Origin of the sequence: Thermococcus henrietii (assembly GCF_900198835.1) — an archaeon.
GTDB lineage: Archaea > Methanobacteriota_B > Thermococci > Thermococcales > Thermococcaceae > Thermococcus > Thermococcus henrietii.
In genome coordinates, this window is sequence record NZ_LT900021.1 from 2,087,796 (window position 1) to 2,106,870 (window position 19,075).

24 protein-coding genes, 1 tRNA gene and 1 CRISPR repeat array are annotated in these 19,075 nt (G+C 55.6%); of the genes, 18 read left to right on the forward strand and 7 right to left on the reverse strand.

Features of this window, described 5'->3' with window-relative positions; translation table 11 throughout:
* Positions 1 to 22 precede the first annotated feature (22 nt).
* On the reverse strand, positions 23 to 853 hold the full coding sequence (locus CS910_RS11370; protein ID WP_317450608.1) for a carbohydrate kinase family protein: 831 nt from the start codon (positions 851 to 853) through the stop codon (positions 23 to 25).
* A gap of 118 nt (positions 854 to 971) precedes the next feature.
* Between CS910_RS11370 and CS910_RS11375 the strand changes: the two genes are divergently transcribed.
* The 3 genes from CS910_RS11375 to CS910_RS11385 are packed head-to-tail and all read left to right on the forward strand — an operon-like array spanning position 972 to position 2,703.
* Complete coding sequence (locus CS910_RS11375; RefSeq protein ID WP_099212178.1) at positions 972 to 1,295, forward strand: Gar1/Naf1 family protein; 324 nt, start codon at positions 972 to 974, stop codon at positions 1,293 to 1,295.
* Positions 1,296 to 1,300: 5 nt separating this feature from the next.
* Positions 1,301 to 2,212 carry a transcription initiation factor IIB gene (locus tag CS910_RS11380; protein ID WP_042693272.1) on the forward strand — a complete coding sequence of 304 codons (912 nt, stop codon included), beginning with the start codon at positions 1,301 to 1,303 and terminating at the stop codon, positions 2,210 to 2,212.
* A gap of 2 nt (positions 2,213 to 2,214) precedes the next feature.
* Positions 2,215 to 2,703, forward strand: a complete 489-nt coding sequence (locus CS910_RS11385; protein WP_099212180.1) for a metallophosphoesterase — start codon at positions 2,215 to 2,217, stop codon at positions 2,701 to 2,703.
* Between the two features lie 26 nt (positions 2,704 to 2,729).
* Here CS910_RS11385 and hpkB read toward each other — a convergent pair whose 3' ends face one another.
* Complete coding sequence (hpkB, locus tag CS910_RS11390) at positions 2,730 to 2,933, reverse strand: archaeal histone HpkB (protein ID WP_011251239.1); 204 nt, start codon at positions 2,931 to 2,933, stop codon at positions 2,730 to 2,732.
* A 352-nt stretch (positions 2,934 to 3,285) separates the two neighbouring features.
* Here hpkB and rbcL point away from each other — a divergent pair, with 352 nt between their 5' ends.
* Both rbcL and CS910_RS11400 read left to right on the forward strand, forming a co-directional pair.
* On the forward strand, positions 3,286 to 4,620 hold the full coding sequence (gene rbcL, locus CS910_RS11395; protein ID WP_099212182.1) for a type III ribulose-bisphosphate carboxylase: 1,335 nt from the start codon (positions 3,286 to 3,288) through the stop codon (positions 4,618 to 4,620).
* A gap of 96 nt (positions 4,621 to 4,716) precedes the next feature.
* Entirely contained in the window at positions 4,717 to 5,295 is a 579-nt protein-coding gene (locus tag CS910_RS11400) for a thymidine kinase (protein ID WP_099212184.1), read from the forward strand.
* Here CS910_RS11400 and thrC read toward each other — a convergent pair.
* Complete coding sequence (gene thrC / locus CS910_RS11405; protein ID WP_099212186.1) at positions 5,275 to 6,456, reverse strand: threonine synthase; 1,182 nt, start codon at positions 6,454 to 6,456, stop codon at positions 5,275 to 5,277. The two genes, CS910_RS11400 and thrC, sit on opposite strands and share 21 nt — an antisense overlap.
* Positions 6,457 to 6,569: 113 nt before the next feature.
* Here thrC and CS910_RS11410 point away from each other — a divergent pair, with 113 nt between their 5' ends.
* On the forward strand, positions 6,570 to 7,163 hold the full coding sequence (locus tag CS910_RS11410; RefSeq protein ID WP_099212189.1) for an ArsR/SmtB family transcription factor: 594 nt from the start codon (positions 6,570 to 6,572) through the stop codon (positions 7,161 to 7,163).
* A 27-nt stretch (positions 7,164 to 7,190) separates the two neighbouring features.
* Here the strand turns inward: CS910_RS11410 and CS910_RS11415 are convergent, their stop codons facing one another.
* Positions 7,191 to 7,394, reverse strand: coding sequence for a 30S ribosomal protein S17e (locus CS910_RS11415; protein WP_042691737.1), 204 nt, complete (start codon positions 7,392 to 7,394; stop codon positions 7,191 to 7,193).
* 108 nt (positions 7,395 to 7,502) lie between these two features.
* Between CS910_RS11415 and CS910_RS11420 the strand changes: the two genes are divergently transcribed.
* The 4 genes from CS910_RS11420 to CS910_RS11440 all read left to right on the forward strand — a co-directional run bounded on the left by CS910_RS11420 (position 7,503) and on the right by CS910_RS11440 (position 11,014).
* On the forward strand, positions 7,503 to 7,928 hold the full coding sequence (locus CS910_RS11420) for a DUF371 domain-containing protein (RefSeq protein WP_099212191.1): 426 nt from the start codon (positions 7,503 to 7,505) through the stop codon (positions 7,926 to 7,928).
* 36 nt (positions 7,929 to 7,964) lie between these two features.
* Positions 7,965 to 8,633, forward strand: a complete 669-nt coding sequence (locus CS910_RS11425; protein ID WP_099212193.1) for a TIGR00703 family protein — start codon at positions 7,965 to 7,967, stop codon at positions 8,631 to 8,633.
* 29 nt (positions 8,634 to 8,662) lie between these two features.
* Complete coding sequence (locus CS910_RS11430) at positions 8,663 to 9,982, forward strand: glycerate kinase type-2 family protein (RefSeq protein ID WP_099212195.1); 1,320 nt, start codon at positions 8,663 to 8,665, stop codon at positions 9,980 to 9,982.
* Positions 9,983 to 10,450: 468 nt separating this feature from the next.
* Positions 10,451 to 11,014, forward strand: a complete 564-nt coding sequence (locus tag CS910_RS11440) for a diacylglycerol/polyprenol kinase family protein (protein ID WP_223211964.1) — start codon at positions 10,451 to 10,453, stop codon at positions 11,012 to 11,014.
* On the opposite strand, the gene CS910_RS11445 is transcribed toward CS910_RS11440, so the two are convergent.
* Entirely contained in the window at positions 11,015 to 11,815 is an 801-nt protein-coding gene (locus tag CS910_RS11445; RefSeq protein WP_173866256.1) for an SPL family radical SAM protein, read from the reverse strand.
* A gap of 37 nt (positions 11,816 to 11,852) precedes the next feature.
* Between CS910_RS11445 and CS910_RS11450 the strand changes: the two genes are divergently transcribed.
* Together CS910_RS11450 and CS910_RS11455 are read left to right on the forward strand one after the other, a co-directional pair.
* Positions 11,853 to 12,500: a M48 family metallopeptidase gene (locus tag CS910_RS11450; protein ID WP_099212199.1), complete on the forward strand. Its 648-nt coding sequence runs from the start codon at positions 11,853 to 11,855 to the stop codon at positions 12,498 to 12,500.
* The gene (locus CS910_RS11455; RefSeq protein ID WP_394346610.1) at positions 12,497 to 12,895 is read left to right on the forward strand and encodes an NfeD family protein; all 399 of its coding nucleotides are present in this window, start codon (positions 12,497 to 12,499) and stop codon (positions 12,893 to 12,895) included. The genes CS910_RS11450 and CS910_RS11455 overlap by 4 nt, the downstream gene beginning before the upstream one ends.
* Here the strand turns inward: CS910_RS11455 and CS910_RS11460 are convergent.
* Positions 12,852 to 13,286 (reverse strand): hypothetical protein, encoded by a 435-nt coding sequence (locus tag CS910_RS11460; RefSeq protein ID WP_099212201.1) that lies wholly within the window; start codon positions 13,284 to 13,286, stop codon positions 12,852 to 12,854. The genes CS910_RS11455 and CS910_RS11460 overlap by 44 nt on opposite strands.
* 64 nt (positions 13,287 to 13,350) lie before the next feature.
* On the opposite strand from CS910_RS11460, the gene CS910_RS11465 reads away from it, so the two are divergent.
* Positions 13,351 to 13,782 (forward strand): CoA-binding protein, encoded by a 432-nt coding sequence (locus tag CS910_RS11465; protein WP_099212203.1) that lies wholly within the window; start codon positions 13,351 to 13,353, stop codon positions 13,780 to 13,782.
* 947 nt (positions 13,783 to 14,729) lie between these two features.
* Here the strand turns inward: CS910_RS11465 and CS910_RS11470 are convergent.
* Positions 14,730 to 14,817, reverse strand: a tRNA-Leu gene (locus tag CS910_RS11470).
* 101 nt (positions 14,818 to 14,918) lie between these two features.
* On the opposite strand from CS910_RS11470, the gene CS910_RS11475 reads away from it, so the two are divergent.
* Genes CS910_RS11475 through CS910_RS11495 form a run of 5 tightly spaced genes read left to right on the forward strand, consistent with a single transcriptional unit; the run spans position 14,919 to position 17,893 of the window.
* Positions 14,919 to 15,299: a DUF2178 domain-containing protein gene (locus CS910_RS11475; protein WP_099212205.1), complete on the forward strand. Its 381-nt coding sequence runs from the start codon at positions 14,919 to 14,921 to the stop codon at positions 15,297 to 15,299.
* Complete coding sequence (locus CS910_RS11480; protein WP_099212207.1) at positions 15,300 to 15,665, forward strand: hypothetical protein; 366 nt, start codon at positions 15,300 to 15,302, stop codon at positions 15,663 to 15,665.
* Complete coding sequence (locus CS910_RS11485) at positions 15,665 to 15,874, forward strand: helix-turn-helix transcriptional regulator (RefSeq protein ID WP_042691776.1); 210 nt, start codon at positions 15,665 to 15,667, stop codon at positions 15,872 to 15,874. Before CS910_RS11480 ends, CS910_RS11485 begins: the two co-directional genes overlap by 1 nt.
* Positions 15,864 to 16,619, forward strand: coding sequence for an ABC transporter ATP-binding protein (locus CS910_RS11490; RefSeq protein ID WP_099212209.1), 756 nt, complete (start codon positions 15,864 to 15,866; stop codon positions 16,617 to 16,619). Before CS910_RS11485 ends, CS910_RS11490 begins: the two co-directional genes overlap by 11 nt.
* Positions 16,616 to 17,893 carry an ABC transporter permease gene (locus tag CS910_RS11495; protein ID WP_099212211.1) on the forward strand — a complete coding sequence of 426 codons (1,278 nt, stop codon included), beginning with the start codon at positions 16,616 to 16,618 and terminating at the stop codon, positions 17,891 to 17,893. Before CS910_RS11490 ends, CS910_RS11495 begins: the two co-directional genes overlap by 4 nt.
* Before the next feature lie 10 nt (positions 17,894 to 17,903).
* Positions 17,904 to 18,670: direct repeats of the CRISPR family, unit length 30 nt; unit sequence CTTTCAATTCTCCTAGAGTCTTATTGCAAC.
* Positions 18,671 to 19,075: the final 405 nt, after the last annotated feature.

A 19,075-nucleotide genomic window follows, 5' to 3' on the forward strand; every position in this document is an offset into this window, starting at 1 on the left:
CATCGGCCGGTTGGAGTTATGTCTAATCACTTAAAGCCTCAACGGTTACACCCCTTGCGAGCTCGCCAATCTTGTCGAGGTCAAAATCTACGGAGCGATACCTGAGGAACAGCGCCGTGAAGGCGACAGCCCGCTTTAGGGACTGGATAAAGGGACACTCCAGGTAAAAACCGGTGAAAGCTCCAAGGAAGACGTCTCCCGCGCCCGTTGATTCATCTACTTCAACCTTCAGAGGAACGAAACGGTAGGGCCTTCCGTGGAGGTAGGCCTTTCCAGGGTTAGGACCGTCCGAGAGGAGGAGAACCCCAACAGAGCCGGGGTCAAGGTTCACGTGGGGGAACTCCGCGACGTCGGCGTGCAGGATGCCGACTCCGCGAAGGAACGACCCGTCGCGCTCGACAAGCTTTACGGGGCCCTTCTCAGGGGAGCGTATGAAACCCTGAAGGTCGGCCGAGACGAGCCCCGCCCGGTTTAAGGCTTCCCTCACGATGTCCTCTGGAATCTCGTTGGCAACGGGGTTGAGGATTATCGCGTCGTACTTCTGGGCCGGGAATTCAGTAATAGGGGAGGCGCGCGAAATCAGTCTCAGCTCCCTTCTGTTGGAGTCCAGGTAAGTCAGCTCGTAGGACGTTGTTTCATCGGAGGGCAGGACTGTCAGTTTGCCCAGGGAGCGGAGCTCGTCAATCCACTCCTCCGGGAGCTGAGAAAAGCTCGTGAGAATCTCAACGTCGCAGAAGCGCGAAAGTGCCAGGGCGGAGTAGTAGGCTCCGCCGCCGAGTCTCTCTTCGATTTTCGAACCGCGCCTTATTACATCCCTGACGACGTGGCCGACGACGAGGCACTTCATTTTCACCAGTCCCAATCTTATACTGTTTGTGAGTGGATATTAAAAACCTTTCCCAAATTACCGAAAGGCTTTTAAGGGAGAAAAGCGAAAAGTTTAAAAGGAGATGTCGTTTTGGGGTGGGGCTATGAAGCGCTTAGGGAAGGTTTCTCACTACGCGAAGCAGGGCTTCCTCATAGTCAGAACGAACTGGGTTCCATCGCTCAACGAGCCCGTCGTTGACAAGGATTTGAAGCCGGTAGGCATTGTTAAGGATGTTTTTGGTCCCGTTAATTACCCCTATGTTGCCGTTAAACCCCGTGTTAAGGACCCCGAGAGGTACGTCGGTGCTCTTCTGTACGTGGACAAGAGGAGGAAGGATAAAAGACCAGGTAAGAAGGCTAAAGTCAGAGGCTCTAAGGGTTCTAAGAGGCCCAAGCGTTCTCGCCCCGCCCCCAGGAGAAGGGGGTGAGAGCGATTACTCCGAAAAGGGTTTGTCCCGTGTGCGGGTCAACCGAGTTTATATACGACCCCAGGAGGGGTGAGATAGTCTGCAAGGTCTGTGGCTACGTCATCGAGGAAAACGTAGTCGATGAAGGGCCGGAATGGAGGGCCTTCGACCCGGACCAGAGGGCCAAGCGCGCGAGAACCGGCGCGCCGATGACGCTGATGATACACGACAAGGGGCTCTCGACCGATATAGACTGGCGCGACAAGGACATACACGGCAACCAGATAACGGGAATGTACAGGAGCAAGATGAGAAGGCTCCGCATGTGGCAGAGGAGGATGCGCATAAACGACGCCGCGGAAAGGAACCTCGCCTTCGCGCTGAGCGAGCTCGACAGAATGGCCGCTCAAATGCGCCTCCCGAGGCGCGTCAAGGAGGTTGCGGCTTCTCTATACAGGAAGGCCGTCATGAAGAAGCTCATTCGCGGCCGCTCGATAGAGGGCATGGTTTCCGCCGCTCTCTACGCAGCGTGCAGAATGGAGGGAATTCCGAGGACCCTTGACGAGATTGCGGCGGTTTCAAAGGTCACGAAGAAGGAAATCGGGAGGAGCTACCGCTTCCTTGCGAGGGGTCTCAACCTGAACCTCCGCCCGACGAGCCCGATAGAGTACGTTGACCGCTTTGGAGACGCCCTCGGCGTCAGCTCGAGGACCAAGGAGAGGGCGAAGGAAATCCTCCGCGAGGCCATAAAGCGCGGTATAACCAGCGGAAAAGGCCCAACCGGATTAGCCGCGGCGGCGCTCTACGTTGCTTCACTCCTTGAGGGCGAGAAGAAGACCCAGCGCGAGGTCGCCGAGGTTGCTCACGTCACCGAGGTCACCGTCAGGAACAGGTACAAGGAGCTCGTAGAAAAGCTCGGTATAAACGTGCCGATGTGACGATGATAGCGGTTTTAAGCGACACCCACGTGGGGGACAAGGCAAAGGCCCTCCCAATTCCCCTTTTGGAGAAGTTTGAGGAGATTAATCCAGAGCTCATTCTCCACGCCGGCGATGTAACGTCACCGGAGGTCCTCGAGACTCTTGAGGAGATAGCGCCCGTGATAGCGGTCAGGGGAAACGTTGACCACCTCAGTCTTCCGGAGGAGGAGATTGTTGAAGCGGGAGGAATGAGAATCGGCGTGATTCACGGGCATCAGCTTCTAAGCCTCAACGCGCAGTTTTTGGGCCTTAAAGCCCTCGACATGGAGGTTGACCTGCTCGTCTTCGGCCACACCCACCGCTTCTACTTTGACTCCTTCAGCGTCTACGGGAGAAGGGTTTACCTCCTGAACCCGGGCTCGCCGACGTTTCCACGGTGGGACGAGGCCGGCTTCGCGGTTCTGAAGCCCGGAGAAGAACCGAGCGTTAAAAGGGTTAAGCTCTGGTAAACGGAAAAGAGAACGGGAAAAGGACATCAGCTCTTGATGGCGAGCTTGATGTCCTCGGCCTTGACGGTCTTCCTGCCGGCGTGCTGGGCGAGGGCGACTGCCTTCTTGGCAATCTCGAGGGCCTTCTCCTCAAGGTGCTCGGCGAGGACCTTGGCGGCCTCCTCGCTGACGCGGGCGGCACCGGCCTTCCTTATAAGCCTGTCAACCGGGGCAATTGGAAGCTCGGCCATTCACAACACCTCCTACTTTCTTTTTGCAGGTTTCTGCGTTCTATTCTAGGAGCGAAGGCCTATATAAACCTTTCGGAAACGGAGCCCTCTGGGTGGGCCTATCGGCGGGATTTCAGTTAATCGTCGAGAATTCCCAATCCGTCGGGCCCATCACTATTTTACACGGAAATGGCAACCCGCCCGGGAAGATTAAAAAGGGGCCAGAGAACGCTCCAAAAGTCCCGCGGTGGCTCGAAAATCCTTCAAAAAGAGCTTCACTTATGTAAAAATCAGTCCATCACTCCTCAAAATTTGCCAGTAGGGTTTTTATAGTCATGGGTGATATAGAGTGTTTACCAAGGAGGTGTTGTGAATGGTCGAGAAGTTCGACAAGATATACGACTACTACGTGGACAAGGGCTACGAGCCGAACAAGAAGAGAGACGTCGTGGCCGTTTTTAGGGTAACCCCCGCGAAGGGCTTTACAATCGAGCAGGCCGCTGGGGCGGTAGCGGCAGAGAGCTCGACGGGAACCTGGACGACCCTCTACCCCTGGTACGAGCAGGAGCGTTGGTCTGACCTCTCAGCTAAAGCCTACGACTTCGTTCAGGTGGGAGACAACGAGTGGATAGTCAGGATAGCCTACCCGGTTCACATCTTCGAGGAGTGGAACATGCCCGGCTTCCTCGCGAGCGTCGCGGGCAACGTCTTCGGAATGAAGCGCGTCGAGTGGCTCCGCCTCGAGGACCTCTACCTTCCAGAGAGGTTCCTCAGGGACTTCAAGGGACCGGCCTTCGGTATCAAGGGCGTCAGGAAGAAGCTCGGCATCGAGAAGAGGCCCCTCTACGGCGTCGTCCCCAAGCCCAAGGTCGGCTACTCCCCGGAGGAGGTTGAGCACCTCGCCTACGAGCTGTTCTCCGGCGGAGCGGACTTCCTCAAGGACGACGAGAACATAACGAGCCCCTGGTACAACCGCTTCGAGGAGAGGGCCGAGAGGATAACGAAGGTCATGGAGAAGGTCGAGAACGAGACCGGCGAGAAGAAGACCTGGTTCGCCAACATCACCGCCGACATTCGCGAGATGGAGAGAAGACTGGAAATCCTGGCCGACCTCGGAAATCCGCACGCGATGGTCGACGTCGTCATAACCGGCTGGGCCGCCCTGGAGTACATTCGCGACCTGGCGGAGGACTACGATATTGCGATACACGCCCACAGGGCCATGCACGCGGCCTTCGACAGGAACCCCAAGCACGGCATCTCGATGTTCGTCCTGGCGAAGCTCTTCCGCGTCATAGGCGTTGACCAGCTCCACATCGGAACGGCCGGCGTCGGAAAGCTTGAGGGTGGCAAGTGGGACGTCATTCAGAACAAGCGCATAATCACCGAGAGCCACTACAAGCCGGAGGAGAACGACGTCATTCACATGGAGCAGAAGTTCTACCACATGAAGCCGGTCTTCCCGACGAGCTCCGGTGGACTTCACCCCGGCAACATTGAGCCCGTCATAAGGACCCTCGGAACCGACCTCGTCCTCCAGCTCGGCGGCGGAACGATGGGCCACCCGGACGGACCGAGGGCGGGAGCAATGGCCGCGAGGCAGGCAATCGACGCCATAATGGAAGGTATCCCCCTCGACGAGTACGCCAAGACCCACAAGGAGCTTGCCAGGGCCTTAGAGAAGTGGGGCCACGTCACGCCGGTCTGATGACCTGTCCGGCTTCAGCTTTTCTTTTCGTCTTCCGTTCAAACTTTTCTCCAAAGGTGATTTAACGCACCCTTCCGTAGTTGCCCCGGTGGTTCCATGCATCCGGAGGGATTCCTTGAGGTCATAACCGGCCCGATGTTCGCCGGAAAGACGAGCGAGCTGATAAAGAGAATCGAGAGGCAGGCCTACGCCAAGCGGAAGGTCGCCCTCTTCAAGCCGAGCATAGACGACCGCTATTCGCGAAGCGACGTGGTTGCCCACAACGGCCTCAGGTACAGGGCCTACGTCGTCCCCACGAGCGAGGAAGGAGTCAGGAGTATAGTCGAGCTGACGAGAAAGGAGGGCTTTGATGTAATCGGGATTGACGAGGTTCAGTTCTTCCCGATGGGTATCGTTGACGCGCTCAACGAACTCGCTGACGAGGGCGTTTACGTCATAGCGAGCGGTCTGAACCTCGACTTCAAGGCGGAACCGTTTCCCGTAATGAAGGAGCTCCTCGTCAGGGCAGACAACATCGTTTACCTTACCGCCGTTTGCACGGTCTGCGGAAGACCTGCAACGAGAAGTCAGAGGCTGATAGACGGAAAGCCGGCCCCGAGAGACTCGCCGGTAATAATGGTGGGAGGAAAGGAAAGCTACGAGGCGAGGTGCAGGCTACACCACGAAGTCCCCTGAGAGGACCTTCTCCCACGTCTTCACGTCCTTGAGGCCGTGCCCGGTTGCAACTACAACCACGGTTTCATCTTTGTCTATTACGCCCTCTTCGCGCATCTTCTTGGCGAGGGCAAGGGCCGTTGCCGAGGACGGCTCGACGAAGATTCCCTCCCTTCCGAGGAGCATGCCCGCCTCCGCCGTCTCCCTGTTGGTGACCGTGTCGAGGTGGCCGTCGCTCTCTTTCACCGCTTTTATGACGTTCTCGCCATCGACGGGCTTCTTGACCGCTATGGCACTCGCTATCGTCGGAACCTTCTTCTGAACCCTCTCAATCGGCTTGCCCGTCTTCCAGGCCCTCACTATCGCGTCATAGCCCTCTATCTGGGCACCGGCAATCCTCGGCAGGTCCTCAACGAGGCCGACTTTATAGAACTCCTTAACCCCCTTCCAGATAGCTCTCAGGTGAGTTCCCGCTCCGATTGGAACAATAATCCAGTCCGGAACGTTGTAGCGGAGCTGGTCGAGGATTTCGAAGCCTGTCGTCTTCTGCCCCTCGACGCGGTAGTGGTAGTTGCCGGTCAGGTAATAGTCCTCCTCCATCGCCTTCCGCTCGGCCTCCGCCAAAGCTTCATCGTAGGTCTTCCCGAAGACCTCGACTTTCGCCCCGTACATCCTCGCCTGGGTGAGCTTCTCCTCAGGAGTTCCCTCCGGGACGACGATGGTAACCTCGAGTCCGGCTTTGGCGCCGTAGGCAGAAACGCTCGCCGCCATGTTGCCGGTTGAGGCCACTATAACCTTCCTCGCGTGGAACTCGAGGGCCTTGGTTATCTCGACGCTCGAACCCCTGTCCTTGAAGGCTCCCGTCGGGTTCTCGCCTTCGTACTTGACGTAGAGCTTTCCAAAGCCGAGCTTCTCCTCAAGGCGTTTGAGCCTGTAAAGCCTCGTTCCGCCCTCGTTGAGCGTGACGATTCTCTTGAGGTTTGAAACCGGAAGGAACATCCAGTACTTCCATACGTGCGGGCTCTCCCGGAACCAAGGGTCGTCGTCCTCGATTAGGTTCGCTATGTCGTCGTAGTGGTAGGTAACATCGAGCGGGGCGCCACACTTGGGGCATTTGTAGATTCCGGAAGCGAGCGGGTATTCGGCACCGCAGTGGGTACACACGAGCTTTGCCTCGAACATCTCAACCACCTTGGTTTACATAGGATAAGGTGGGTTTTTAAATTCAGCTTTTAAACCGAAAAAGGTTTAAAGGCTATTTTCTAACTTCAAGTTAGGGAAAGGGGGGTGAGAGCATGGAATCGGGCGAGATGGGAAAACTGCTCGACATACTCGGAAACGAAACCCGGAGGAGAATTCTCATCCTTCTCACCAAGAGACCGTACTTCGTCAGCGAGCTGAGTCAGGAACTCGGAGTCGGACAGAAGGCCGTCCTTGAGCACCTGAGAATCCTCGAAAAGGCCGGACTCATAGAGGGCCGAACGGAAAAGATACCCCGCGGAAGGCCGAGGAAGTACTACACCATAAAGCGCGGCTTCAGGCTTGAGGTACTGCTTACCCCCTACACGTTCGGCACCGAGATGTACGAGCCGAAGAAGCCGAGGCAGACCGCCGAGTACGCCCAGGCGAGACAGCTTATAAAATCAACAGAGCCCGCTGAGACGAAGATAGGGGAGCTCCTCCAGTTCCTCGGCGAGATAGAGAGGCGCGTTGATGAGGTTATGAGAACCAAGCAGGAGCTCGAAGAGGTGAGACTGCTCATAGAGACCTACATAGAGAACCTCCTCAGGAGGATAGCCCAGGAGAACGAGAGGGAATTCGAGAGGCTCATGCGCGAGTTCGGTCCGAGGCTTCCGAGGAAGATAGTGGAAGACCTGAACGACTTTTAGGAAGCGGATAGAGAATAAAGAGGGCCGTTAAAGTATCTTGCCCTCTTCCTTCATCCTGACGAGCCTGGTTATGTAACCGGCAATCCTGTTTCTGATGGTCTTGCTCGTGACGTTGGTGAGCTCCTGAACCATCTTCTTGTTGTGCTCGAAGTCCCTGGTGAACTTGTCCGGATACCTGTCAAAGAGCTCGCGAGCGGTCCTCTTGATGAAGGTCTGCTTTATGTTCCCCATTTCCATCACCTCTAACTGACCCTGTGGCCGTATCTCAAATCAAGGGCATCTTTTAAAAGTTTTCCCACGTGGCTAAAGGGTTTTATAGTGCCGCGAAAAGCACAACCCATGCTGAGGGAGGTAATCCACTGCAGGGGGCACGAGAACGTAAGGGCAACTCACCGCTCGACGCTCGAGATAACGACCGAGGACTTTCTAACGCCCCGGGGAGACTGCATAATCTGCGTTTCTGCCGACAAGGCTTTGAGCGACCTCAGCGAGGAGTTCAAGGACGCCCTGAGGAGGGGCGCGAGGCTCCGCGTGGTCATACGCGCCGGAAACCTTTCCGATGAGCTCACCGCATATGGGAGTCCGAACCTGAAGCTCGAAAGCCCGGTTTCGATGGTGATAAGGAGGAGCGACTACATAGACGCCAGAACCCTCGCGATAAAAGCTACTAAGTCCGCGAAGGACATCAAAAGGGAGCTCGTCGAGCTCCTCAGGAACCCCGAAACCATTGTCACGGTCGAGCTCATAATCGAGGAAAAAGCTTAAAAGCCCCGACTCTTTTATTTACTTGAGGTGAAGAAAATGCTCGAGGGCTACTACATAGTCGAGAACACCGGAGTCGTTCCGGCCGAGAGGAGGTTCAAGTTCAAGGACCTGAAGGCGTGGGGCTACGACCTGCACCTCGGAACGATAGACGGAAAGGAGGCTTACTTCGTCTCAAGGACGGGAACCCACGAGGAGGGCGAGACCTACACGCAGGACGGCAGGGAGTACCACATCAGCGAGACCCAGAGGGAGATACCGAAGAACGCAAGGCTTTTGGCGAGAATCGTCATAGAGCGCGGTCAGCCCTACCTTGAGTTCTGGCTCGATACGGAAGAAGCCAGCTACCCGCTCGCCAAGGAGGACCCGAGGCTAATCCTGCACCGCTTCTGGACGGCCAAGAAGTTCAACCAGCTCGAGAAGCATGTCGGGAGCGTCGGCCTGACCACGGACTTCTTCAAGGACAGGGTTTTTGTGAAGAGCCTCCCACTGCCCTTCGAGGAGTATCCGCCTAAGGTGAGGAGGGTTCTGAGGGAGGTCAGAGACGTCCACCGCGACCTGACCGGCTTCGGAAGGTTTGTCTTCCAGTACTACGGCGAGGAAGACAAGACTCACAACTACCGTCTCTGGTGGCTCCTGCCGACGATACACCTCTTCGACGTCGAGGTCTCGAACGAGGTCGACAAGGTCCTCGCGATGCTCGACTGATTTTTAAGGTTTCCCTTCAATTTTATCCCATGAGGGACGTCGCCCTTGAACTCGTTCAAACTGCCATACGCTCGGCAGACCCGTACTTCTCGGTAAAGCGAAGCTTCAACTTTGATGGAAGAAAGATCACCGTTCTGGGCAGAGAGTTTGAGGTAAAGGGCAAAGTTCACATCCTCGCCATCGGAAAGGCCTCCTGTAGAATGGCGAAAGCGATTTTTGAGACATTTCCCCAGGGGCTGGTTGGAGACGCGCTGATAGTTACGAAGCACGGCTATGCAAGGGACTGCGATGGAATTGAAGCGAGGATAATCGAAGCAGGCCACCCGATTCCGGACGAAAATTCCCTGTTGGCGGGAAAGCTGGGCCTTGAGCTCGCGGAAAAGGTCGGCAGAGACGACATCCTTCTAACCCTTATCTCAGGAGGCGGGAGCGCGCTCTTCGTTTATCCCGCTGAGGGGATAAGCCTCGAAGACCTCATCAGGACGAACGAGCTCCTTTTGCGGAGTGGAGCGACGATAAGGGAAATCAACACCGTCAGAAAGCACCTGTCTAAAGTCAAGGGTGGAAGGCTGGCAAAGGCTGTGAAGGGAACCGTAATTGGCCTGCTCGTGTCGGATGTTGTCGGTGACGACCCGAGCTTCATAGCATCGGGCCCAACCGTGCCGGACCCGACAACTTACCGCGACGCCTACGAAATCCTCGTGAGGTGCGGAATCTGGGACAGAGTCCCGGAGAGCGTGAGAAGAGTCATTGAGCGGGGCATGCGCGGGGAAATCGAGGAGACGCCAAAGGAACTCGGCAACGTCCACAACTTCATAATCGCGGGCAACTCAAAGGCGTGTGAGGCCGTGGCGAGGAAAGCTGAAGAGCTCGGCTTCAACTCGGCGGTGATGACGACGACGCTTGAGGGCGAAGCTAAGGAAGTCGCTTTGGCGGTCGGCTCGATAATAGAGGAGGTAGCAAAGCGGGACAGGCCCGTTAAAAAGCCCGCCGTCCTTGTCTTTGGAGGCGAGTGGACAGTGACCGTTGGAGACGCGAAGGGCCTCGGCGGGCCCAACCAGGAGTTCGCGCTGAGCATCGCCCGGAAAATAGCTGGACTCAACGTTACCATTGTGGCCTTCGACACCGATGGAACTGACGGGCCGACAGATGTAGCGGGAGGAATCGTGGACGGGGAGACGTTGAAGAGGCTTGAGGAAGCGGGCGTTGACGTTGAGGAAGCCCTTAGAGACCACGACAGCTACCGCGCCCTCGAAAGGGCCGGCGCGCTTCTCAAGACCGGCCCAACCGGGACGAACGTGAACTCGATGGTCATAGCGGTTGTGGAAACTTCAAAAGAAAACCGATAAATACTCCAATCCCGATGATTTTAGGGTGCAATCAATGGGCTTGAGCAGAAGGGAGCTTGTAAGAAAGCTCTGGCACGTTTCGCCCGGAATCCTCGGGGCCCCGATAATACTCTTCACGCCGAGATGGGTCACTTTACCACCCCACAAGCCTTAAAACACCGAAACCCTTTTAAGTCTTGCAAGCGTAATAGAATCTCGAAGAAGCCACCGTAAAACAACCCGACGGGATGAGGGGTTTCACGTTACCCTCCAGCATTGGAGGGTTGACGCCGTGAGGCGTCCTTTCAAGAACTGCCCGTTGTGGCAGTCAAAAACTCTAATGGTGGCCTCAGAAACCATAACCCCGAGCCGGGCTTGCCGGTAGGGGTAATGGGCCGAAGAACCGGCCCGCGGGCTGAACCAAAAGGGACAACCCGAGTAAGTAATGGGCCCGCAAACCGAACCGCCAACCGGCGGGGGGTTAACTCGTTGGAACCCTCGCCCTTCAGGGCGGGGAGGAGGTCCGTCGTCGTCTGGTCGCTGGCTTTCCTCTACACACTTCAGCACCTCAAGCTCCTCCGGGGATGGAAGTTCACCGTTCCAGTGGCAGATTTAAGCTACAAAACGATGGCACGGGAAGACGAGCGCGACAACTTCCTCGGGAGCTTCCTCTTCTGGGTGACGATGGGAATCATCTGCACGGTCTTTCCAAAGCTCATGGCGCTCTCGGCCCTATGGGTCTCGACCTTCGGCGACTGCTTCAACGCCATAACCGGGCAGGCCCTCGGCGGACCGAGGATTCCCTGGAACCCGCGGAAGACCCTAGTCGGAAGCGCAACGATGTTCATTGTTTCAGTTCTGGCCCTCTGGGGTGCACACAGGGTCCTCTCGCTCGACCCGAGCTGGGGCATTATCGCCGGCATTGCCCTCGTCGCCACTTTGCTTGAGAGCCTTCCCCTCCGCTCGGCCTACGACGAGTTCACGGTTCCCTTCGCGACAGCTTTCCTCCTGTGGCTCGCCTACGGCGGGCCCCTCCTGTCGTCGGTGTGGTGATTAAACCCGCACAAAACCCCAGCCCCTGAAGTGCGTCTCTATACCCTCCGTTTTTACCCTCAGCGAGCGAACCTCGTCGCGGAGCTCCGAGAGAAAAGCCCTGAAAAGCTCCTCGCTGGTTAGAACCCGGTAGCTCTCGGGAAACTCGGAGCGAAGCGTTTCCCGAAATTCATCTCCTGCCTTTTTGAGGTTTAGAACCTCGAAGAAGTAGTAATCGACAAAACCTTTCGTTTCCTCAACAACCCTCGAAACGTCGGTGACGCCCGGTATTATCGGGCTGACGAAGGCGTACGTTCTTATTCCCTCCTCGTGAAGCCCCTGAAGGGCGTTGAAGCGGGCTTTCATAACCGGTGTCAGCGGCTCGAGGAGAGCCTTTTCACGGCCCTCAAAGGAGTTGAGAGTTAAGCCGACCTCAATCGAACGGAAGAGCTTGAAAATCTCGACGTCGCGCGTTACCAGCGGTGATTTGGTGAGTACTGAGAGCTCGTTCCTTTTGTCCATGAACCGGAGCGTCGAGCGGGTGAGCTTTAGCCCGGCCTCGACCGGCTGGTAGGGGTCGCTCACCGTGGACATCACAACCTTTCCGCTCACGTGCTTCCTCGCAAGTTCAGGCGCGTTGATTTTGGCTATCACCCAGCTTCCCCACTCCCTCTCTCTGAACTCCCGAACGACGCTCCTGGCGTAGCAGTAGGGGCAGGCGAAGGAACAGCCAACGTACTGGTTGGCGCTCCAGGAAACGCCGGGGATCCGCGAGCGCGTGTAGAGTGATTTGACCCTCCGCTTTACAACCTCAACCTTCATAAGCGCGGGTACGAATTCATCCTTAAAAGGTGGTCGCATGGAGGTAGAGGTTCGCCGCCGGCCGGTGAGGTACGCGAGGCTCGAGATCAAACCCGACGGGAGAATCGTCGTCACCGCGCCGGAGGGCTTCGACGTTAGCGCTTTCCTCAAAAAGCACGAGAGGTGGCTGAAGGGCAGGCTGAGGGAGCTCGGGGAAGTGAGGAGAGAATCCTCAAGAGGTTTCCCCTTCTTCGGCGAGTTCTACCGGCTCGAGCTGGGGAACGTTCGGGGAATTGAGCGCAGGGACGGCGAGCTAATCCTCCCCGCCGAGCGCGAGCGGGCGCGGAAGGCCCTGAAGGAGCTCCTGCGAGGCAGGGTAACGGCGCTCGTCGCCCTCTACTCCGTCCTGATGGGCCTTTCCCCGGGCAAAATCTACATCAGGAACCAGAGAACGAAGTGGGCGAGCTGTTCGAGCAGGGGAAACCTGAGCTTCAACCTCCGCCTCGCGGCTTTACCCGAGAGGCTGATTGAGTACGTCGTAATCCATGAGCTGGCGCACCTGCGCTACCTCGACCACTCTAAGGCTTTCTGGAGGCTCGTGGGGAGATTTTATCCCGACTATATGACCGCGAGACGAGAGCTGAAGCGCTGGTGGGGGATAATCGAGGTCAACGAGGGGTGGAGACGGCTGGAGGGAAGGGAGTGATTGGGAGAATCCTTAAGCTCATCGCACTGATGGCGGATGAGATAATCGTTGCCATAGTTCTGCTCGCGGTTCTTCCAGCCCTTGGAATAGACGTGCCGGCCCTCATCACGGGGCTGATTCTGGGAATCCTCCTCGTCAAGGACGTTCTGATAGCTCCGTACGTGCTCGGAGGCGGGCTCGAAAAACGGCCCCAGACGGGGCCAGAATCGCTCGTCGGCAGAACCGCTATGGTCGTGGAGGACCTCTCGCCCGAGGGCCTTGTGAAGCTCGACGGTGAACTCTGGCGCGCGAAATGCCTTCACGGAACGGCGGGAAAGGGAGAGAAGGTCAGTGTCGTGGGGGTTGAGGGGACTAAGCTCCTCGTTGAACCCCCAGCGAGCGAAGAACCTCCGTGAGCTCCTCCGGGTGGTTGGTCGAGAACGAGACATCCCAGCCCTTCCGCCTCTTGAGGTAGACGCAGGCCCTCGCAGGCAGGGTGAAGTGAATCTTCGCCGGACAGCTCGTCCAGCCTTCCCTGACCGCGAACCACTCGATTTCGTCAATCCTAATGGTTTTTCTGATGAAGAAACCGAGGAAACCGCTGAGAAAGATTCCCTCCTCGTAAACCCTCACACGGAAGGCCATCGCCTCAAGGATTACCGCTATTGTGAGGGCCGTTGCAACGGTCATTATGAGGACGCCCTGACCGGTGGCAAAGCTCTCGTAGAGGCCGATTGACATGCCGATTATCGGCGGAAGCAGCAGGATGGTTATCCACCTGGAGTAGAGCGTCTCCTCGTAGAGCATGGTCCATCGATATAGGTTCCCGCCAACGCTTTAAACCCCTTCTCAAACCTATGGTGGTGATACGATGGTTAGGATTATGCCCGTTGACAGGCTGACCGACGATGACGTGAGGGAGATTCTGACGAAGTACCGGAAGATAGCCCTCGTTGGAGCTTCTCCGAAGCCCGAGCGCGACGCGAATGAGGTCATGCGCTACCTCATCGAGAAGGGCTACGAGGTCTATCCCGTCAACCCCCGCTACTCCGAGGTTCTCGGGCAGAAGTGCTACCCAAGCGTCCTCGACATTCCCGACGAGGTCGAGATAGTTGACCTCTTTGTAAGGCCAGAGTTCACGAAGGACTACGTTGAGCAGGCGATAAAGAAGGGCGCGAAGGTTGTCTGGTTCCAGTTCGGGACCTACGATAGAGAGGCCTTCAAGAGGGCAAAGGAGGCGGGCCTTATCGCCGTCGCCCACCGCTGTATCAAGCAGGAGCACGCGAGGCTCATCGGGGACTGATATTGGCCTTTAATCCAACTTTTTCCAGCATTGGATAGCATCTTCTCAAAGCGAACCCCTCTCCAAGCAAGCTTTTTCCCAAAAGCTTCACTAAGAAACTTTGCAACAGCCTTTGGGAAAGGCTGGCGAAAGAAATGCTCCTTCTAGCCAAAGAGCAGAAAACAGTCGTGCAATAATCAATCAAAACTTTGAAAGGGGTTTAATCCCTCAAACAAACATTTTTCAAGCAGTTTCACATTTTTATCGGTGCCCTCTGGGCGCTTTTTCAGAGTGAAACACTCACCAAAGGGCAAGTTGAGTAGAAACCCATCTCAGAACTTGCCAATTCTTAGAAAGGCACGCATCTTCCGCCAGCGCTGAAGCTTTTGGAAAAAGCTTCACCAAAGAAACTTTGCCCGGCAAAGTTTCATCAAAGTTTGTGATTCTTTTTGTAGGGGCTCCGGTGAGAGTGTTTGCGCTTTTAATGGGCTCTTGTAGTGTGGCGAATTCCTAAATTTTGGAAGCTTTCTCACGCGGGTTTACATTTCCCCGCGCTCCGAAGGAACGCCTCCTAGAGAAACCCCTCCTAAATAACTCCTTTTAAAGAGAATTCCTTGAGAGTACTGCCACTTAAGAGTACAAACTCCTTAAAATTTCATTCTTAGAGAAGAATCACGAACCTTGGTCAAACTTCGCGCTCAGCCTTTGAGAAAGGCTGGCGAAAAGAACGCCCTTCTTCTCAAAAAGCAAAAAGTCAGTCGTGCACTGACCGAGTGCAAGTTTAGACCGGGTTTAACACCAAACAAGACCTTTCAAGCAGTTCCAACTTTGTCATTGGCGTCCTTCGGACGCCGTTTAAAGAATGGAACACTCGCCAAAAAGCAAGTGAATGAGAAACCCACTAAGAAATGAATACCTCAAAAAGGCACATCATCTTCCACCAGCGCTTGCGCAAGCAAGGGCTGTTGTGGTGCGGGGGCCGGGATTTGAACCCGGGAACCCCTGCGGGACGGGACCCTAAATCCCGCGCCTTTGGCCAGGCTCGGCTACCCCCGCGCGGAAGGGAGTTTTCGCTCCACCTTTAAAAGCTTTGAGGGGAAAGCCTTATAAGGATGTAAAGGAAACTTTACGTAAAGGAAACTTTACATGGTGGGAGCATGGATAGGTGGAAGCTCATTGGGTACGCAATCCCCACAACAACGGCCCTCCTGCTGAGCCTCGCACTGTGGAAGGGAAGTGTTCTTCTGGCCTTCGGCGTCCTAGCGGCCTCAATTGCATCTTCGTTCCTCTACGCGGAGTGGCTCCAAAAACGCGGTGAGGTCATAAGCGATGAAAGAACACTCCGCATCGAGGAGGCCGCCTCGCGGAGAACTCTCCAGGTGGTCGTGCTGGCAATGGCATTTTCCGTAGTGGTCCTTTCGGTTCTCTCCAAGAGGGAGCCTGGCCTGAGGAGCGCCTACTACCTCGCCCTTGCCCTGATGGTTTTAACGTCTGTCCTCAAGCTGTGCATGAGGCACTACTACTCGCGGGTGATGTGAATGGGATTCAAAACAATCCACTTCCTGTTTCTCTTCGCGACTATGTTGCTAATGAGCTACTATTCCGGGATAAACACCTACATGAGCTGGCTCTTCTTCACAATCACATGGCTCGGGGCGTGGCTCCTCCTGAAGGTGTACAACAAGAGGGAACCAATAACCGACGAGAGGACAGAGCTGATAACCATGAAGAGCCTCTACAACGGAATGGGGATTGGTCTCGTGGTCTTCGGCTACGAGCTGATATGGCTTATTAGCCATGACAGCGAAACGGCGGTTCTGCTTTCCAAGTGGCTCATTTTACCCCTGCTTGCAGGCGTTTTGGCCGCGGCAATTCTGAAAGCCTACTACGAGAGGGTGATGTGATGCGCAACAGGTTGCGCGACCTTAGGGAGGCGAAAGGGCTAACTCAAGAAGAGCTCGCAAGGGCCTTAGGGGTTACGAGGCAGACGATTATTGCGATTGAGAAAGGGAAATACGACCCCTCCCTAAGGCTGGCCTTCAAGATAGCGCGGTTCTTCGGCGTTAAAATCGAGGACATCTTCATCTACGAGGGTGATGAAAATGCTCGTTGAGGTTGAGAACCTTGAGAAGGATTACGGAAAGGTCAAGGCCCTGAAGGGGGTAAGCTTCTCCATCAGGGAGGGCGAAATCTTTGGCCTCATCGGGCCGAACGGGGCCGGAAAGAGCACGACCCTCAAAATCCTCGCTACCCTGCTAAGGCCAACCGGGGGGACGGCGAGAATAGCGGGCTACGACGTCGTTAAGGAAGCCGACAGGGTCAGGGCACTAATCAGCTACCTGCCCGAAGAGGCCGGAGCGTACAAGAACCTCACCGGGAGGGAGTACCTGGAGTTCATGGCGAGGCTTTACGCCAAAGACGAGCGGAAAGCCCGGGAAATGCTCCAGCTCGGCGCTGAGCTCGCCGGCCTTGGGGAGAGGCTTGACGACAAGGTCTCAACCTACTCCAAGGGAATGACGCGCAAGCTGTTGATAGCGAGGGCCCTCATGGTGAGGCCGAAGCTGGCAATCCTCGACGAGCCGGCGAGCGGGCTCGACATAGTGAACGCCTACGAGATAAGGAAGACGATAAGGCGCTTCGCGAGGAGCGAAGGAACGACGTTCCTGATTTCAAGCCACAACATGCTTGAGGTCGAGTTCCTCTGCGACCGCGTTGCCATGATTGCCGGCGGAAGAATCGTGGAAATTGGAACGCCGGAGGAGCTGAAAACCAAATACGGCGCCGAGAACCTCGAGGAGGTCTTCATGAGGGCCATCGGCGTGAGCATCCCAGAGCCGGTCGGGGGTGAGGGCTCATGAGCGATTTTCTCGTCCTGGCCAAGAAGGAGATAAAGAACCTGATGCGGGACAGAAAGCTGATTTTCGGCCTCATAATCGTGCCCCTAATCGTCTACCCGGCCCTTGGAAAGATGATGCAGTTCGGATTCGAGAGTGCCGCCAGTACCACCCACGTGGCGATAGTCAACTTCGACGATGGAAAGTACGGCGAGCTGCTGATAAAGGCCCTGAACGTCACCCCCAACGTCACCGTAACGGTCATAAGCGCCGGCTCGGTTGATGATGCCCTGCGGAAGGCGCTCCGGGAGAATCAGAATGTCTTGGTCGTGATTCCCCCCAACTTCAGCGAGAGCATTGAGTCCGATGAGGCCGCTGTGGTCCAGATATACGGGGTTTTCAAGGGTGTCGGCTCGGGGATGAGGGAGAGCGTGAGCGAGGGCAGGATTAACGCCGTGATAAACGTTCTCTCGGAGGAGATAGCGAAGCTCAAGGTTCAGGAACTCGGCGCGAAGAACCCGGACGCGGTTCTGCACCCGATAAGGGCGGAGAGCAAGTCGTACCTCCTTGGCAGAATCGTTGACGTTCCCCCAACGGTTGTCTCGCAGGTCCTGGCTTCCCAATCCTACGGACTGCCCCTCATAGTCTTCCTGATGGTCATGATAACGTCCCAGATGTCGGCGGGGGCTGTGGCGAGTGAAAAGGAGAACAAAACCCTTGAGACGCTCCTGACGCTCCCGGTGAGAAGGACGACGATTGTGGCATCGAAGATAACTGGAACGGCAGTGATGGGCGTCATAGCGGCCTTAGCCTATATGATTGGCCTCAAGCAGTACATGGCGGGGTTCGGGACCCAGACGGGCGTCTCGCTGAGTGAACTCGGCCTCTCGATAACACCAGCCGGCATGGCACTCTTCGGCGTCGTCGTCTTCCTGACGATAGCCTTTTCGCTGAGCCTCGCGATGCTATTGGCTGTCTTCGCCGAGGACGTTCAGAGCGCCAACACGGTGGTCAGCTCGGTCATACTGCCCCTTGCCTTCCCCTCGTTCGTCCTGATGTTCGTTGATATTAGCCAGCTCCCGGCCCTCTGGAAGTACCTGCTCCTCGCCAGCCCCTTCACTCACCCTGTCGTGGACTACCGCTACGTGATAGCGAAGGACTACACGGCCCTCGGTGCGAGCATAGCTTACCTCGCCATCGTCGCCGGTGCAACGCTCTACGTAACCGCAAGGGTCTTCGCCAGCGAGAAAATCCTGACCGCAAGGCTCGGATGGGGAAGGCGGAAGGGGAGAGAGTGAGGGGTTTTCTTTTCTAATTCTCTTTGAGTCTTATTGCAACCAACTTAGCAAAAGACAACCGCATAACCGAATACGACTTTCAATTCTCCTAGAGTCTTATTGCAACTTTGATGTTTCGCAGTTTGGGGCTCAGTATGACACTGCTTTCAATTCTCCTAGAGTCTTATTGCAACTTTCGTTCTGCTCGTCATCTATGCATCGAAGCTCATCTTTCAATTCTCCTAGAGTCTTATTGCAACTCAAAGAGAACGGCTTATGTCTCTGAAAAGATTAAAGCTTTCAATTCTCCTAGAGTCTTATTGCAACAGCCACGCTCAAACCCGAGACCAAACACGAACAGAAAACTTTCAATTCTCCTAGAGTCTTATTGCAACGTGGAAAAGTTGGGTCGTGTGGGGCTGGAACTTGGCTCTTTCAATTCTCCTAGAGTCTTATTGCAACGTGAACGCCAACCAGAAGGCGAACGTTACCGTTACAGCTTTCAATTCTCCTAGAGTCTTATTGCAACAGCGTTAGAGAAATCGCCGACGTTAAAGAGCCTCTCACTTTCAATTCTCCTAGAGTCTTATTGCAACTCAAAGAGAAAAGAGTCAAACTTATTCTCCGTAAGGGCTTTCAATTCTCCTAGAGTCTTATTGCAACCTCCCGAGGAAAGACCTCAAAATTTACGAGAGAGTCGCTTTCAATTCTCCTAGAGTCTTATTGCAACTTTGGGTGAGCCGTGTGGAGCTAAGGCCAATATCAACCCTTTCAATTCTCCTAGAGTCTTATTGCAACAGGGGGCGAAACTCGTCCTTTCGCCCAACAAAGGAAGAAGGACCTCTCGATATTTAAGCCTTTCTGGAAATCGGGCTTTAACCCTGGCCTTTTGTGGCTTGTCCAAACCGCTTGATGGGCACTCCCACAAGTGCAAGCAACCTGATTAGCGCTTCCCCCAGTCGAGGGAATAGCTTACCGCGATTTCCCGAGGTGTTACTGACCTCTGTTGGGTCGTCCAACGGCTATCCTGCGTTTCTCCCAAAAACAATTTGATTTAAACAGGTTTTACGGTCGTTTAGGCGTTGGAAAGGCATCATTAAAACTGTCCGAAAATATCTCGTTACACAGACCAACAAAATCATTCCAATAAGTTACGTCTACATAACCATAAAAATCGATTTCCGGGGTGGGCCTGTAAGAGCA

Coding starts and splice junctions, on each gene's coding strand:
- CS910_RS11375 (WP_099212178.1), top strand. CDS start 972: ATGAAGCGCTTAGGGAAGGTTTCTCACTACGCGAAGCAGGGCTTCCTC.
- CS910_RS11385 (WP_099212180.1), top strand. CDS start 2,215: ATGATAGCGGTTTTAAGCGACACCCACGTGGGGGACAAGGCAAAGGCC.
- hpkB (WP_011251239.1), bottom strand. CDS start 2,933: ATGGCCGAGCTTCCAATTGCCCCGGTTGACAGGCTTATAAGGAAGGCC.
- rbcL (WP_099212182.1), top strand. CDS start 3,286: ATGGTCGAGAAGTTCGACAAGATATACGACTACTACGTGGACAAGGGC.
- CS910_RS11400 (WP_099212184.1), top strand. CDS start 4,717: ATGCATCCGGAGGGATTCCTTGAGGTCATAACCGGCCCGATGTTCGCC.
- thrC (WP_099212186.1), bottom strand. CDS start 6,456: ATGTTCGAGGCAAAGCTCGTGTGTACCCACTGCGGTGCCGAATACCCG.
- CS910_RS11410 (WP_099212189.1), top strand. CDS start 6,570: ATGGAATCGGGCGAGATGGGAAAACTGCTCGACATACTCGGAAACGAA.
- CS910_RS11415 (WP_042691737.1), bottom strand. CDS start 7,394: ATGGGGAACATAAAGCAGACCTTCATCAAGAGGACCGCTCGCGAGCTC.
- CS910_RS11420 (WP_099212191.1), top strand. CDS start 7,503: ATGCTGAGGGAGGTAATCCACTGCAGGGGGCACGAGAACGTAAGGGCA.
- CS910_RS11425 (WP_099212193.1), top strand. CDS start 7,965: ATGCTCGAGGGCTACTACATAGTCGAGAACACCGGAGTCGTTCCGGCC.
- CS910_RS11430 (WP_099212195.1), top strand. CDS start 8,663: ATGAGGGACGTCGCCCTTGAACTCGTTCAAACTGCCATACGCTCGGCA.
- CS910_RS11445 (WP_173866256.1), bottom strand. CDS start 11,815: ATGAAGGTTGAGGTTGTAAAGCGGAGGGTCAAATCACTCTACACGCGC.
- CS910_RS11450 (WP_099212199.1), top strand. CDS start 11,853: ATGGAGGTAGAGGTTCGCCGCCGGCCGGTGAGGTACGCGAGGCTCGAG.
- CS910_RS11460 (WP_099212201.1), bottom strand. CDS start 13,286: ATGCTCTACGAGGAGACGCTCTACTCCAGGTGGATAACCATCCTGCTG.
- CS910_RS11465 (WP_099212203.1), top strand. CDS start 13,351: ATGGTTAGGATTATGCCCGTTGACAGGCTGACCGACGATGACGTGAGG.
- CS910_RS11475 (WP_099212205.1), top strand. CDS start 14,919: ATGGATAGGTGGAAGCTCATTGGGTACGCAATCCCCACAACAACGGCC.
- CS910_RS11480 (WP_099212207.1), top strand. CDS start 15,300: ATGGGATTCAAAACAATCCACTTCCTGTTTCTCTTCGCGACTATGTTG.
- CS910_RS11485 (WP_042691776.1), top strand. CDS start 15,665: ATGCGCAACAGGTTGCGCGACCTTAGGGAGGCGAAAGGGCTAACTCAA.
- CS910_RS11490 (WP_099212209.1), top strand. CDS start 15,864: ATGCTCGTTGAGGTTGAGAACCTTGAGAAGGATTACGGAAAGGTCAAG.
- CS910_RS11495 (WP_099212211.1), top strand. CDS start 16,616: ATGAGCGATTTTCTCGTCCTGGCCAAGAAGGAGATAAAGAACCTGATG.